The 12575-nt window shown below is 65.2% G+C and carries 16 protein-coding genes and 1 riboswitch; of the genes, 14 read left to right on the top strand and 2 right to left on the bottom strand.

All coding sequences use genetic code 11. The features are described 5' to 3' along the window. A complete protein-coding gene (gene cobI / locus H1S03_RS07105; protein ID WP_185803796.1) occupies positions 1–717 on the top strand; it encodes a precorrin-2 C(20)-methyltransferase in 717 nt (238 codons plus the stop codon). After that, positions 714–1463 (top strand): precorrin-3B C(17)-methyltransferase, encoded by a 750-nt coding sequence (cobJ, locus tag H1S03_RS07100; protein WP_185803795.1) that lies wholly within the window; start codon positions 714–716, stop codon positions 1461–1463. Before cobI ends, cobJ begins: the two co-directional genes overlap by 4 nt. Here the strand turns inward: cobJ and H1S03_RS07095 are convergent. Further along, positions 1439–2167 (bottom strand): cobalt-precorrin-6A reductase, encoded by a 729-nt coding sequence (locus H1S03_RS07095; RefSeq protein ID WP_185803794.1) that lies wholly within the window; start codon positions 2165–2167, stop codon positions 1439–1441. The genes cobJ and H1S03_RS07095 overlap by 25 nt on opposite strands. On the opposite strand from H1S03_RS07095, the gene cbiE reads away from it, so the two are divergent. The 8 genes from cbiE to cobO all read left to right on the top strand — a co-directional run bounded on the left by cbiE (position 2166) and on the right by cobO (position 8923). Continuing rightward, positions 2166–3356 (top strand): precorrin-6y C5,15-methyltransferase (decarboxylating) subunit CbiE, encoded by a 1191-nt coding sequence (gene cbiE / locus H1S03_RS07090; RefSeq protein ID WP_185803793.1) that lies wholly within the window; start codon positions 2166–2168, stop codon positions 3354–3356. The two genes, H1S03_RS07095 and cbiE, sit on opposite strands and share 2 nt — an antisense overlap. Position 3357: 1 nt before the next feature. After that, positions 3358–3702, top strand: coding sequence for a cobalamin biosynthesis protein (locus H1S03_RS07085; protein WP_185803792.1), 345 nt, complete (start codon positions 3358–3360; stop codon positions 3700–3702). Beyond that, a complete protein-coding gene (gene cobM / locus H1S03_RS07080) occupies positions 3699–4484 on the top strand; it encodes a precorrin-4 C(11)-methyltransferase (RefSeq protein ID WP_185803791.1) in 786 nt (261 codons plus the stop codon). The genes H1S03_RS07085 and cobM overlap by 4 nt, the downstream gene beginning before the upstream one ends. After that, a complete protein-coding gene (locus H1S03_RS07075; RefSeq protein WP_221892619.1) occupies positions 4481–5776 on the top strand; it encodes a cobyrinic acid a,c-diamide synthase CobB in 1296 nt (431 codons plus the stop codon). Before cobM ends, H1S03_RS07075 begins: the two co-directional genes overlap by 4 nt. Continuing rightward, entirely contained in the window at positions 5773–6498 is a 726-nt protein-coding gene (gene cobA / locus H1S03_RS07070) for a uroporphyrinogen-III C-methyltransferase (RefSeq protein ID WP_185803789.1), read from the top strand. Before H1S03_RS07075 ends, cobA begins: the two co-directional genes overlap by 4 nt. Before the next feature lie 16 nt (positions 6499–6514). Beyond that, positions 6515–6728, top strand: a riboswitch (cobalamin riboswitch). Between the two features lie 81 nt (positions 6729–6809). After that, positions 6810–7478, top strand: a complete 669-nt coding sequence (locus tag H1S03_RS07065; RefSeq protein ID WP_185803788.1) for an energy-coupling factor ABC transporter permease — start codon at positions 6810–6812, stop codon at positions 7476–7478. Positions 7479–7545: 67 nt separating this feature from the next. Beyond that, positions 7546–8319, top strand: coding sequence for a precorrin-6A synthase (deacetylating) (gene cobF / locus H1S03_RS07060; RefSeq protein WP_185803787.1), 774 nt, complete (start codon positions 7546–7548; stop codon positions 8317–8319). After that, positions 8312–8923, top strand: coding sequence for a cob(I)yrinic acid a,c-diamide adenosyltransferase (cobO, locus tag H1S03_RS07055; protein ID WP_185803786.1), 612 nt, complete (start codon positions 8312–8314; stop codon positions 8921–8923). Before cobF ends, cobO begins: the two co-directional genes overlap by 8 nt. Positions 8924–8988: 65 nt before the next feature. On the opposite strand, the gene H1S03_RS07050 is transcribed toward cobO, so the two are convergent. Next, positions 8989–9153 carry a PLDc N-terminal domain-containing protein gene (locus H1S03_RS07050; RefSeq protein WP_185803785.1) on the bottom strand — a complete coding sequence of 55 codons (165 nt, stop codon included), beginning with the start codon at positions 9151–9153 and terminating at the stop codon, positions 8989–8991. A gap of 322 nt (positions 9154–9475) precedes the next feature. On the opposite strand from H1S03_RS07050, the gene H1S03_RS07045 reads away from it, so the two are divergent. The 4 genes from H1S03_RS07045 to H1S03_RS07030 are packed head-to-tail and all read left to right on the top strand — an operon-like array spanning position 9476 to position 12543. Further along, complete coding sequence (locus H1S03_RS07045) at positions 9476–10246, top strand: SDR family NAD(P)-dependent oxidoreductase (protein ID WP_185803784.1); 771 nt, start codon at positions 9476–9478, stop codon at positions 10244–10246. Further along, positions 10243–11121, top strand: a complete 879-nt coding sequence (locus H1S03_RS07040) for a 2-dehydro-3-deoxygalactonokinase (RefSeq protein WP_249777834.1) — start codon at positions 10243–10245, stop codon at positions 11119–11121. The genes H1S03_RS07045 and H1S03_RS07040 overlap by 4 nt, the downstream gene beginning before the upstream one ends. Then, positions 11115–11723 (top strand): 2-dehydro-3-deoxy-6-phosphogalactonate aldolase, encoded by a 609-nt coding sequence (locus tag H1S03_RS07035; RefSeq protein WP_185803830.1) that lies wholly within the window; start codon positions 11115–11117, stop codon positions 11721–11723. Before H1S03_RS07040 ends, H1S03_RS07035 begins: the two co-directional genes overlap by 7 nt. Next, entirely contained in the window at positions 11716–12543 is an 828-nt protein-coding gene (locus H1S03_RS07030) for an SMP-30/gluconolactonase/LRE family protein (protein WP_185803783.1), read from the top strand. Before H1S03_RS07035 ends, H1S03_RS07030 begins: the two co-directional genes overlap by 8 nt. The last annotated feature ends 32 nt before the right edge of the window (positions 12544–12575 follow it).

The following is a 12575-nucleotide window of genomic DNA, read 5'->3' as shown; positions in this document are numbered from 1 at the left end:
ATGGGCAAGGTAATCTGCACGGGTCTGGGCCCCGGCAACCCCGATTTGATGAGCGTCCGCTCGGACCGTTTGATCCGGGGTGCGGCGCATGTGGCGTATTTCCGCAAGGAGGGCCGCGCGGGGCAGGCGCGCCGGATTGTCGAGGGGATGCTGACGGACAGCGTGACGGAATATCCCATGGAATACCCGGTGACGACGGAACTGCATTTCGGCTCCACTGAATATCGGGCGGTTCTGGCCGCTTTCTACGACGACTGGGCGGACCGGCTGGCCGATGTTGCGGCGCGCGGTGACGTGATCGTTCTGTGCGAAGGCGATCCGTTCTTCTACGGCTCGTTCATGCACCTGCACTCCCGCTTGCAAGGGCGGGTGGAGGTCGAGGTCGTGCCGGGCATCACCGGCATGTCCGGCTGCTGGACCGCGACGGATCAGCCGATCACCTGGGGCGACGACGTGCTGACGGTTCTGATGGCCACCTTGCCCGAGGATGAGCTGGCATCGCGGGCCGAGGGGTCGGACGCGCTGGTCTTCATGAAGATCGGGCGCAACCTGCCGCGCGTGCGCAGCGCCTTGCAGCGCGCCGGAAAGCTGGATCGCGCCTGGCTGGTCGAGCGTGGCACGATGCCGGGGCAGAAAGTGATGAAGCTGACCGATTTCGACGGTGAGGTGCCCTATTTCGCCATCGTCGTCGTGCATGGACAGGGGCGCAGACCATGAACGCCCCGACGCAAGGTTGGGTTGTGATCGCGGGTCTGGGACCGGGGGACGAGGCGCTCATAACCTCGCAGGTGCGGGATGCCTTGGCGCAGGCGACGGACGTGGTGGGCTATATCCCCTATGTACGCCGGATCGCGCCGCGCGACGGGCTGACCCTGCATGAAAGTGACAACCGGGTGGAACTGGACCGGGCCGCCCATGCGCTGGATATGGCGGCGCAGGGCCGGCGCGTCGTCGTGGTGTCGTCAGGCGATCCGGGCGTCTTTGCCATGGCCTCCGCCCTGTTCGAGGCGTTGGAGGCGGGGCCGGAGGCATGGCGCGAACTGGATATCCAAGTGCTGCCGGGCATCACCGCCATGCTGGCGGCGGCGGCGCGGATCGGGGCACCGCTGGGCCATGATTTTTGTGCTATCAACCTGTCCGACAACCTCAAGCCGTGGGCCTTGATCGAAACGCGGTTGCGCGCGGCGGGGGGCGCCGGTTTCGCCATGGCGTTCTACAATCCACGCTCGAAAAGCCGCCCGCATCAGTTCGCGCGCGCGCTGGAAATCTTGCGTGAGGAATGCGGTGGTGACACGCTGATCTCCTTCGCCCGCGCCGTCAGCACGGAGGAGGAACGGATCGTGACAGTGACGCTGGACGAGGCGACGCCGGACATGGCGGACATGCGCACCGTCGTCATCGTGGGCAACCGGGATACGCGCCGCGTCGGTCGGTTCGTCTATACCCCGCGATCCGCTGAATGAGTAAGCCAGCGCATAACCTCGGTCTGCGTGGCGAAAACGGTGCGTGCGGGTATCGCTGGCCGGTCGATCATGATGACCGGCAGGTTCAGGGTGCGGGCCGCGTCGAGCTTTGCCCGTGCGCCCTCGCTGCCGGAATTTTTCGAGACGATCACCTCGATCCCGTGGTCGCGCAGCAGGGCGAGGTCGGTGGCGTAATCGAACGGCCCCTTGGCGATGATCACGTTCGCACGCGGCAGGGGCAACGGTTCGGCGGGCGGGTCCACCAGGCGCAGCAGATAATGGTGCGGCCTGTCCGCGAACAGCCCGATATGCTGCTTGCCAATGGCGAGGAAGACCCGCGCCGCGCGGTCGGGCAGGGCGCTGGCCGCAGTCTCTATATCAGGCACACGGATCCAGGTTTCCTCAATTTGCCATGCGGGGCGTTCGAGGGCGCAGAGCGGTCCCTCGCAGGCGGCGATGGCATTCCGGCTCATCCCCGCGGCGAAGGGGTGCGTGGCGTCGATCACATGCGTGATACGCTCGGATGCCAGATAGGCGCGCAAACCGTTGATGCCGCCGAAGCCGCCTGTACGGGTCGGGATCGGTTGGCGGACAGGATGGCGCGTGCGCCCCGCATAGGAATAGACGGCGTCGATCTTCGCCGCGTGCAGGGCTTGCGCCATGCGGTTGGCCTCGGTCGTGCCGCCGAGCAGGAGTACGCGCATGTCTGATCCCCGCATCACGATCATCGGATTGGGCGAAGACGGTCGCGACGGGTTGAGCGCGGCGAGCCTTCGGGCCCTGGACGCAGCCGATATCATATTCGGCGGGCCGCGACATCTGGAATTGGTGGATGCCGGGGCCCGGGGCGCGGCGTGGCCGGTGCCGTTTTCGATCGCGCCGGTCCTGGCGCATCAGGATCGGCGGGTGGTCGTACTGGCCTCGGGCGACCCGTTCTGGTTCGGGGCCGGGGCGATGCTGGCGGAGGCCTTGCCCCCCGGCGCATGGGTCGCGCATCCCGCGCCGTCCACCTTCGCACTGGTCGCGGCGGCGCTGGGCTGGCGGATGGAGGCGGTGCAATGCATCGGCCTGCACGCGGCCCCGATGGCGCGTTTGCGGCCCGTGTTGCAGGACGGCGCGCGGCTGATCTGCACGATGCGCGATGGCGCGGCCCCGGCGGAGCTGGTGGCCTATCTGTGCGAAGCAGGCTTCGGCGCCTCGCGCGTTATCGTGGCGGAGGCGATGGGCGGTCCGAAGCAACGTGTACGCTCCTGCACGGCGCAGGCCTTCGATCTGACGGATGTACGGGCGCCCGTTATGGTGGCGGTTGAGGCGCGTGGGCGCGGCCTGCCGCGCACCTGCGGCCTGCCCGACGATCTGTTCCAAAGCGACGGTCAGATCACCAAGCAACCGATCCGGGCGTTGACCCTTTCGACCCTGACGCCCCGTGCGGGGGAACATTTGTGGGATCTGGGGGCGGGATCCGGCTCCATCAGTGTGGAGTGGTGTCTGGCGGGGGGCGGCAGCGCCTCGGCGGTGGAAATGCGGGCGGACCGCGCGAAAAACATCGTCGCGAACGCGGCACGGTTCGGACTGGATCATCGGATCGGCGTGACCACCGCGCGGCTGCCCGCAGGGTTGGCGGCACTGCCCACGCCCGATGCCGTGTTCATCGGCGGCGGCGCGGGTGAGGCGATGTTGCAAGCCGTCTGGGACGCGATGCCGACGGGCGCGCGCCTGCTGATGAACGGCGTCACTCTGGAAACGGAGGCCTTGCTGGCTGGCTGGCACGCCAATCACGGGGGGCGGTTGATGCAGGTTTCCATCGCTGAGGCCGAACCGCTGGGGCGGATGCGCGGCTGGATCGCCGCGCGTCCCGTCACGCAGTGGAGCGTCGTGAAAGGAATATCATAGGATGAAAGTTGCGGGAATCGGATTTCGTGCCGAGGCCACCGCCGCCGCGATCCATGACGTTCTGGGCAATGCGCAGGTGGATGCCCTGGCCACGCTGGACCGCAAGGCGGAGGCCCTGCGCGACCTGATCCCCGGTCTGCCGGTGATCGGGGTGGCACGGGCTGCACTGGCAGGGGTGGAGACCTCGACGACCTCCGCCCGGGTGCTGGCCGAATTCGGAACAGGCTCCCTGGCGGAGGCAACGGCGCTGGTCGCGGCTGGACCGCAGGCGCGCCTGATAGTAACCCGGCGGATATCGTCGGATGGCATGGCAACTGCCGCCATAGCGGAAGGACAGGATGGATGACCGTACATTTCGTAGGCGCGGGGCCGGGGGCCGCCGATCTGATTACCTTGCGCGGGCGCGACCTGATCGCGGCCTGCCCGGTGTGCCTGTATGCCGGATCGCTGGTGCCCGCGGCCTTGCTGGAGCATTGCCCCGAGGGCGCGCGGATCGTGAACACCGCGCCGATGTCGTTGGATGAGATCATCGCGGAAATATCCTCGGCTCACGCGCAGGGGCTGGACGTGGTGCGGCTGCATTCGGGCGACCTGTCGATCTGGTCGGCCATGGGTGAGCAGTTGCGCCGGCTGTGCGCGCTGGACATTCCCTATGACGTGACACCGGGGGTTCCGGCGTTCTCGGCTGCGGCTGCGGTGTTGGAAAATGAGCTGACGCTGCCCGGCGTGGCGCAATCGGTCGTGCTGACGCGCACCTCGGGCCGAGCGAGCGCGATGCCCTCCGGCGAGACGCTGGAAAATTTCGCGCAGACCGGCGCGACGCTGGCGATCCACCTGTCGGTGCATGTCTTGTCGCGTGTGGTGGAGGAGTTGACCCCTCACTACGGCCCTGACTGTCCGGTGGCGGTGGTCTGGCGCGCCAGCTGGCCCGATCAACGGGTCGTGCGCGCGACGCTGGGCAATATCGAGGCATCGGTGGGTGAGGAGGTGGCGCGCACCGCGCTGATCCTCGTCGGTCCGGCGCTGGCCGCCGAAGGCTTCGACGAAAGCCAGCTTTACGCCGGCGATTACGACCGCCGGTTCCGGCCTGTCGGGACCCGGCCACGGTTCCCCGAAGGGACGGAATGATGCAGCCGGGTCTGATGATCTCCGCCCCCGCGTCGGGGACGGGCAAGACGACGCTGATGCTGGGCTTGCTGCGCGCCTACCGCGATGCGGGACTGACCGTGCAGGCGTTCAAGAGCGGGCCGGATTATATCGACCCGGCGTTTCACCACGCGGCGTCGGGGCGACCGTCCTATAACCTCGACACGTGGTCGATGGATGCCAATTTGCTGGACGGGTTGAGCGCGCGCGCAGCAGGTGCCGATCTGGTGCTGGCTGAGGGCTCCATGGGATTGTTCGACGGTGTGCCGCTGAACGGGCGATCCGGCACCGGTGCCAGTGCGGACATGGCCACCCGCAACGGCTGGCCGGTGGTTCTGGTGATCGACGTGTCGGGACAGGCGCAATCGGCGGCAGCGACGGCGCTGGGCTTTCGCGACCTGCGCCCGGACATGCCGTTCGCGGGCGTGGTGCTGAACCGGGTGGCCAGCCCCCGGCACGAACGCCTGATCCGCGAGGGGATGGAGGCCGCCGGGATCGAGGTCTTCGGCGCGTTGCCCCGCAACAGCCACACCGAGATGCCGGAGCGTCACCTCGGCCTTGTCCAGGCGTTGGAGCATGAGGGCATCGACACCTTGCTGAACGATGCGGCGACGTTCATTCGCGGCAATCTCGATTTGCAGGCGCTGCGGGCGGCGGCGCGGAGCAATCCGATGCCCGAGGCTGCGCCCCTGGCGGCTGTCGTTCCGCCCGGTCAGCGGATAGCGCTGGCGCAGGATGCGGCGTTTTCCTTTGTCTATCCCCATATTCAGGATGGCTGGCGCGCCGCAGGGGCCGAGATCCTGCCGTTCTCACCCCTTGCCGATCAGGCGCCCGACCCGAGCGCGGATGTCGTGTGGATGCCCGGCGGCTATCCCGAGCTTCACGCCGGACGGATCGCGGCGGCGCGGACCTATCTGAAGGGTTTGCGTGACTTCGCCCGGACAGGGCCGGTGCATGGTGAATGCGGTGGCTACATGGCGATGGGCCAAGCGTTGATCGACAAGGACGGGGTGCGGCACGAGATGGCCGGGCTGCTCGGCCTCGTCACCTCGTATGAGAAGCGCAAGATGCATCTGGGCTATCGCATGGCGACATTGCCCGACGGGCAGCGGTTGCGCGGGCACGAGTTTCACTATTCCTCGATTCTGGAGCAGCCCGACGCCCCCCTCGCAGATGTGACCGATGCGAACGGTCAACCGATGGTTGAGACCGGATCGCGCCGCGACCATGCCACCGGTACGTTCTTTCACCTGATCACGGCGGAGGGGACATGAGCGGTTTCGTCAGCTTCGTATCCTCCGGTCCCGGCGACCCGGACCTCCTGACGCTCAAGGCAGTGGACCGGTTGGGCAAGGCAGACGCGATCCTGTTCGACGACCTGTCCGCCGGGCCGATTCTGGATCATGCGCGCAAGGATGCTGATCTGGTGGGCGTCGGAAAGCGGGCAGGGCGGGCCTCACCCTCGCAGGATCACGTCAGCCGTCTGCTGGTGGACTACGCCATGGCGGGCCAGCATGTCGTGCGCTTGAAATCCGGCGATGCGGGCATCTTTGGCCGGTTGGAGGAAGAACTGACGGCGTTGCGAGCCGCAGCGATAAAGTACGAGATCATTCCAGGTGTCACCTCAGCCTCCGCCGCGGCGGCGGCGGTCGGTATTCCGTTGACGCGCAGACTGGTCGCCCGGCGGGTGCAGTTCATCACCGGCCACGACATCGCGGGCGCACTGCCCGAAGATATCAACATGTCCGCCCTCGCCGATCCGCAGGCCACAACCGTCGTCTACATGGGCAAGCGGACATGGCCAAAACTGGCGCGTCAATTGATGGATGCCGGTCTGCCCGACGACACGCCCGCGCTGCTGGCCCATGCCGTCAGCACACCGGAGCAGAGCGTCGAGCGGATGAGTGTCGCGGCACTGGCAACCCGGCTGGAGGCCACCAGCAGCACCACGCCCGCGCTGATCCTTTTCGGGGCATTGGCCCAAGGCGACGATTGACACACGGCTTTGCAGCATGGCAACTGAAAGGGACGGTTCCCGGCGATATCACGATGTCGGGATCAAAAGGGAACACGGTGCGGTGTGCCGAAGCCACGCCAATACCGGGACTGCCCCCGCAACTGTAGGCGGAGAGTCCGTTCGATGAATGCCACTGGCCCCCGGGCTGGGAAGGTTCGGACGGATGTTGACCCGCAAGTCAGGAGACCTGCCGTCATCCCCCTCGCAAGGCGAACCGGGGGGCGCTAAACCGGGCCACGGCCCAGCACTGAAACGCCGTCGGGTGAGACGGTCTTGAAAGGATGAACTACATGCATATCGAACCGGGCCTCGTTGATGGCGCCAAGATCGGACTGAGCTATGCCACCGCAGCAGGGGCGAGTGTTTATGCCGCGAAGCTGACCTGGAAAACGCTGCTGGAAAGCGGCCCCGTGGCGCTGATCGCGCGGGCGCTGGTCGCGACGGTCGCGGTTTTCGTGTTCTTCGAGGTGCTGCCGCATTTCGCGGTTGGCGTGTCCGAGGTTCACTTCATCCTCGGTTCCAGCCTGTTCCTGATCCTCGGCGCGGCACCGGCTGCAATCGGCCTCGCGCTTGGACTGCTGTTGCAAGGTATGCTGTTGGCGCCGACCGACCTGCCGCAATACGCGATGAACGTCACCACACTGCTGGTGCCGCTGTTCGCGCTGCAAGCGATCGCCGCCCGCCTTATCGCGCCGGGCACCGCCTATGTCGATTTGAGCTACCGCCAGGTCGTGGCGCTGTCCGCGTCGTTCCAGGGCGGCACGGTCGCCTGGGTCGCGTTCTGGGCGTTCTATGGACAAGGCTTCGGGGTGGAGAATGTATCCTCCGTCATGGCGTTCGGTGCGGCCTACATGACGGTCGTGCTGATCGAGCCGCTGCTTGATCTGGGATTGCTGGCCGGTGCCAAGGCCATGCGCGACAACAAGCTGTTCACGCCGCGCCTGCACAACGCAGCCTGATCCAAGCCCATCCAGTACGCGAACGCGGTCCCTGCACGGGGGCCGCGTTTTTCATAAGGGGTCAGCGATGATCGACCTGATGCTGATCGGTATCGGCACCGGCAATCCTGAGCATGTGACCTTGCAGGCAACCCGGTTGCTGAACGATGCGGATCTGATTCTGATCCCGGACAAGGGCGAGGACAAATCCGATCTGGCGCGGGTCCGACGGCAGATTTGCGATACGGTCCTGACCGGAGGAACGAGGGTCGTGTCCTTCGACCTGCCGACACGGGACGAGGCGACGCCGGATTACCATGCTCGCGTCGTGGATTGGCACGATGCGATTGCGGCGATCTGGGTGCGGGAAATCCGCGAAAACCTGGGGCCACAGGGCAAGGTCGCGTTTCTGGTCTGGGGCGATCCTTCGCTTTATGACAGCACGCTGCGGATTGCGGAGCGGGTTGCGAAGATCCTGCCGTTGAGGGTGCGCGTGGTGCCCGGCATCACCAGCCTTCAGGCGCTGACAGCGGCGCACCGCATTCCGATCAACGATCTGGGCGCACCGTTCACGGTGACCACCGGGCGGCAGTTGCGCGATAGCGGCTGGCCCGATGGCGTGGACACGCTGGCCGTAATGCTGGACGGGCAGTGCAGTTTTCAGTCCATCCCGCCCGAGGGGGTGCATATCTGGTGGTCTGGCTATGCCGGGATGATTCAGGAAATCAACCTGTCCGGCCCCCTGGCCGAGACCGCACCGCAGATCATGGCCGCACGGGCCGCGGCCCGGGCACAACACGGCTGGATCATGGATATTTATCTGATGCGTCGCCAGACGCCGCGAGGAGACACCGATGAGTGATGACACCGACGCCCGCCATGCGGAGAAGATGCGCAAGATCAAGGCCGCGCGTGACAAGATGATGCAGACCAAGACCGAGGAGAAGGGCCTGATCATGGTCCATACAGGTCCGGGGAAGGGCAAGTCTTCCTCCGGCTTCGGAATGATCATGCGATGCATCGCGCACGAAATGCCCTGCGCCGTCGTTCAATTCATCAAGGGCAACTGGGACACGGGTGAAAAGACATTCCTGCGCGAACGCTTCGCGGACGAATGCCAGTTCATCGTCTCGGGTGAGGGGTTCACCTGGGAGACACAGGACCGCGCGCGCGACATCGCGGCGGCCGAAGCAGGCTGGGCCAAGGCGAAGGAGCTGATCCTGAACCCCGATATCCAGTTCGTGATGCTGGATGAGATCAATATCGCGCTGCGCTACGATTATCTGGACATCAACGAGGTTGTCGAATTCCTGCTGACCCAAAAACCGCAGATGACCCATGTTCTGCTGACCGGTCGCAACGCAAAGCCCGAACTGATCGAGGCCGCCGATCTGGTGACGGAGATGTCGCTGATCAAGCATCCGTTCCGCGACGGGATCAAGGCGCAGGTCGGCGTCGAGTTCTGAGCCGCAAAACGAAAGACGCGGCGAGGGTTTCCCCTGCCGCGCCAAGCGTAAGTATATGATCTAGGTCATTTTGGTCCGGCAAAGAACCAGATGATGAATCCGATGACCGGCAACACCAGAACCAGAAGAACCCAGAGCACCTTTGAGCCCGTGCTTGCGCCCGAGCCGAGAATCTTGATCAGTGCCCAGAGCCAGAGGCCGAGCCAGATAATTCCAAGAATGAATTCCATTTTCAGTCCGTCCGTTCAGTTGCGATTGTATAAGTAACAGCGCAGCCGTGAATTGGTTCCGTTCCGCGTTAGTTGTCGCTGCCGAACCCGGGTTGCCGACCTGGTGTCGAACAGCATCACGTGTGCCGGATCGAAGCGGGCCAATCATCCGCTTATCCCGGCCCGATGGGTGGGGTTCTCATCACGGTCAAGCTGGTTGGGCTGGGTGTATACCCGAAGCCATTCCAAGCTATATCCTGTAATGCAGACGCACCGGAACGCCGACCCCGATCTACTGTTTTACTGGGCCGGGATATCCGCCCCTAACGCGGGAGAGCCATTGATGACCGAATACGCGACCTTTCATGACCTTGCCGGACAGTCGGTCTTCATCACCGGCGGCGGCTCCGGTATCGGGGCCTCCCTGACGGAAGGGTTCCTTGCTGCTGGGGCGCATGTCAGTTTCGTCCAACGCTCCGATGCGACGGAATTCTGCGACCGGATGGAGCGTGAGCACGCCAACCGTCCGCACTTCATGAAATGCGATATTACCGATATCGATCACCTCAAATTCTGCATGGATGAGGCGGCAGACAAGTTCGGCGCGATCACGGTTCTGGTAAACAATGCCGCGAACGATACGCGGCACGACACGTTGGACTACTCGGTCGAGGATTGGGACTGGAACCACGCGGTCAATCTGCGCCCACATTTCTTTACCACGCAGCATGTGGTGCCCGGAATGCGCGCGGCGGGGGGCGGTGCGATCATCAACTTCTCCTCCGCGTCCTATGGCATGGCCAATGCGGGCTATCCGGCCTATGTCGCGGCGAAGGCGGCGATTCTGGGTCTGACGCGCACCCATGCGCGTGAGTTCGGGCCGGACGCGATCCGTGTCAACGCGCTGGTCCCCGGCTGGGTCCTGACTGATCGTCAGATGGACTTGTGGGCCACCGAGGAGTCGCTGCGGGAGCATCTGAACGGGCAATGTCTGAAGGAGCACCTCGTCGCGCGGGACATCGTGGATGCAACTTTGTTTCTGGCCTCAAAGGCCAGTCGGATGATGACCGCTCAGGCACTGGTCGTGGATGGGGGCGTGGTGTTTACCGGATGATGAAAGCTGAATGGATCGCCGCTGATTGGGGCATGTCGAACCTGCGGGTCTGGGCCATGAACGGACGCGATGTCGTGGCCCAGGCGACCTCGGACGCGGGCGGAAGCGTGCTGGACCGCGACCAGTTCGAGGGTACCCTGCTGACGTTGGTATCCGACTGGATCGACGGGCCAGTGGACCTCTGGGCCTGCGGAACGGTCGGATCGCGGGAGGGTTGGGTCGAGGCACCCTATCAACCCGTGCCATGCGCGCCCGCCGCGCGTTCCGTCATCGCCCCGACGCAGGATCCGCGCTTGACCGTGCACATCCTGTCAGGCGCATCGCAGGCCGAACCGACGGACGTGATGCGGGGTGAGGAAACGCAGATCGCCGGTTTCCTGTCCGGGCAGCCGGATTTCGACGGCGTGCTGTGCCTGCCTGGAACCCATACGAAATGGGCGCGGATCAGCGCGGGCGAGCTTTGCCATTTCCGCACCGCTATGACGGGTGAGTTGTTTCAGTTGCTGGAGCAACGCTCCGTCCTGAATCATTCGGTTGGCGACGGATGGGACGGGGAGGCTTTCGCAACGGCGCTGGACGACGCGCTTTCACGGCCCGAACGGCTGGCCACGGCATTGTTCGGCATTCGGGCTGCGGAAGTGCTCAACGGCAGCGACGGTGCAGCGGCGCGGGCGCGATTGTGGGGAACCCTGCTCGGTGTGGAACTGGCGGCGATGAAGCCATATTGGTTGGGGCAGGAGGTCGCCCTGATCGGCGCGCCGAACGTGACCGAAACCTATCGCGCCGCGCTGGAGGCCGTGGGCCTGACAGCACAGTGTCACGACGGAACCGCTATGGTACTGGCGGGCCTGATCGCCGCACGGGAGGCATCATGAGGCATCTGATCGCGATCCTGCGCGGGGTTGAGCCGCAGGCGGCAGCCGCGATTGCCGAGGTTCTGGTCACGGCGGGCATCACCCGTATCGAGGTGCCGCTGAACTCCCCCGATCCGCTGACCTCGATCCGCAACATGGTCGGCGCGGTGGGGGATCGTGCCGAACTGGGCGCGGGCACGGTTCTAACCACAAAGCAGGTCGCCGCGGTTAAGGAAACCGGGGCCACCTTCATCGTATCCCCCAATTGCGACTTGCAAGTGATCCGATGCACGAAAACCCTAAGAATGAAGTCCTTTCCCGGGGTTTTCACGCCCAGCGAATGTTTCGCCGCCCTCAAGACCGGAGCCGACGCGCTGAAACTGTTTCCCGCAGGCATGGCGGGGATCGAGGGCTTGAAAGCTATACGCGCCGTGCTGCCCGAGGGGACGCTGGTCTATGCTGTGGGTGGGGCGCGGTCGTCGAACTTTGCCGACTGGGCGGCGGCCAGCGCGGATGGCTTCGGCCTCGGCTCCGCCCTCTACAAACCGGGGATGTCCCCGCGGGAGGTGGCGGACCGGGCCGCAGCCGTCGTCACGGCCTATGACGGGGTCTTCGATGGCTGAGATCTATGACGACCGTCTGTGCGAACTGGGGGAGGGGCCGCTGTGGCACCCCGACCGTGGCGAGTTGTTCTGGTTCGATATTCTGGGCAAGCGGCTCTACACCAAGGCGCGCGACTGGTCCTTTGACGAAGCCCATTCCGCGGCGGGCTGGATCGATCACAACACGCTGTTGATCGCCAGCGAAACCGGCCTGTGGATGTTCGACATCGACGACGGGGCGCGGACCCTCGTCGCGCCACTGGAGGCGGACAATTCCGCCACCCGCTCGAATGACGGGCGCGCGGACCCGCATGGGGGATTCTGGATCGGAACGATGGGCCGGAGGGCAGAGCCGGGTGCGGGGGCGATATATCGCTACTATCGTGGCGAAATCCGCAAGATGTTCGACCGCATCACCATCTGCAACTCGATCTGCTTCGCACCGCAGGGGGACCGGATGTATTTCTCGGATACGGCGGCCAAAACGATCTGGACCGTCGCGCTGGACGGGCAGGGCTGGCCTGTCGCGGGGCGGCAACTCTTTGTGGAGGCCGAAGGATGTGACGGCGCGATTTGCGATGCGGATGGCTATATCTGGTCGGCGCGCTGGGGGGGCGGACAGATCGTGCGGCATGCGCCCGATGGGCGGGTGGATCATGTGGAACATCTGCCGGTGGCGCAGGTCACATGCCCGGCCCTGACGCCGGAAGGGACCCTGTACGCGACCACCGCCTATGAAGGAATGGACGCGGCCGCCCGCGCCGCCGACCCCCTGTCAGGCGCGGTCTTTCATGTTTGCGATGGTGTGCCGGGGTGCGGTGAACCCAAGGTGATCTTGTAAAACCGCAACTTGGGTCCGAGGGCAGTGGAGCA

This window comes from Pontivivens nitratireducens (assembly GCF_014235845.1).
Taxonomy (GTDB): domain Bacteria; phylum Pseudomonadota; class Alphaproteobacteria; order Rhodobacterales; family Rhodobacteraceae; genus Pontivivens; species Pontivivens nitratireducens.
The sequence above is the reverse complement of the archived record's forward strand: the minus strand, read 5'-3'. Positions and strand labels throughout refer to the sequence as shown.

Bases quoted from the DNA above. Each gene is read 5' to 3' on its own strand.
- cobI (WP_185803796.1), top strand. From the start codon at position 1: ATGGGCAAGGTAATCTGCACGGGTCTGGGCCCCGGCAACCCCGATTTG.
- cobJ (WP_185803795.1), top strand. From the start codon at position 714: ATGAACGCCCCGACGCAAGGTTGGGTTGTGATCGCGGGTCTGGGACCG.
- cbiE (WP_185803793.1), top strand. From the start codon at position 2,166: ATGTCTGATCCCCGCATCACGATCATCGGATTGGGCGAAGACGGTCGC.
- H1S03_RS07095 (WP_185803794.1), bottom strand. From the start codon at position 2,167: ATGCGCGTACTCCTGCTCGGCGGCACGACCGAGGCCAACCGCATGGCG.
- H1S03_RS07085 (WP_185803792.1), top strand. From the start codon at position 3,358: ATGAAAGTTGCGGGAATCGGATTTCGTGCCGAGGCCACCGCCGCCGCG.
- cobM (WP_185803791.1), top strand. From the start codon at position 3,699: ATGACCGTACATTTCGTAGGCGCGGGGCCGGGGGCCGCCGATCTGATT.
- H1S03_RS07075 (WP_221892619.1), top strand. From the start codon at position 4,481: ATGATGCAGCCGGGTCTGATGATCTCCGCCCCCGCGTCGGGGACGGGC.
- cobA (WP_185803789.1), top strand. From the start codon at position 5,773: ATGAGCGGTTTCGTCAGCTTCGTATCCTCCGGTCCCGGCGACCCGGAC.
- H1S03_RS07065 (WP_185803788.1), top strand. From the start codon at position 6,810: ATGCATATCGAACCGGGCCTCGTTGATGGCGCCAAGATCGGACTGAGC.
- cobF (WP_185803787.1), top strand. From the start codon at position 7,546: ATGATCGACCTGATGCTGATCGGTATCGGCACCGGCAATCCTGAGCAT.
- cobO (WP_185803786.1), top strand. From the start codon at position 8,312: ATGAGTGATGACACCGACGCCCGCCATGCGGAGAAGATGCGCAAGATC.
- H1S03_RS07050 (WP_185803785.1), bottom strand. From the start codon at position 9,153: ATGGAATTCATTCTTGGAATTATCTGGCTCGGCCTCTGGCTCTGGGCA.
- H1S03_RS07045 (WP_185803784.1), top strand. From the start codon at position 9,476: ATGACCGAATACGCGACCTTTCATGACCTTGCCGGACAGTCGGTCTTC.
- H1S03_RS07040 (WP_249777834.1), top strand. From the start codon at position 10,243: ATGATGAAAGCTGAATGGATCGCCGCTGATTGGGGCATGTCGAACCTG.
- H1S03_RS07030 (WP_185803783.1), top strand. From the start codon at position 11,716: ATGGCTGAGATCTATGACGACCGTCTGTGCGAACTGGGGGAGGGGCCG.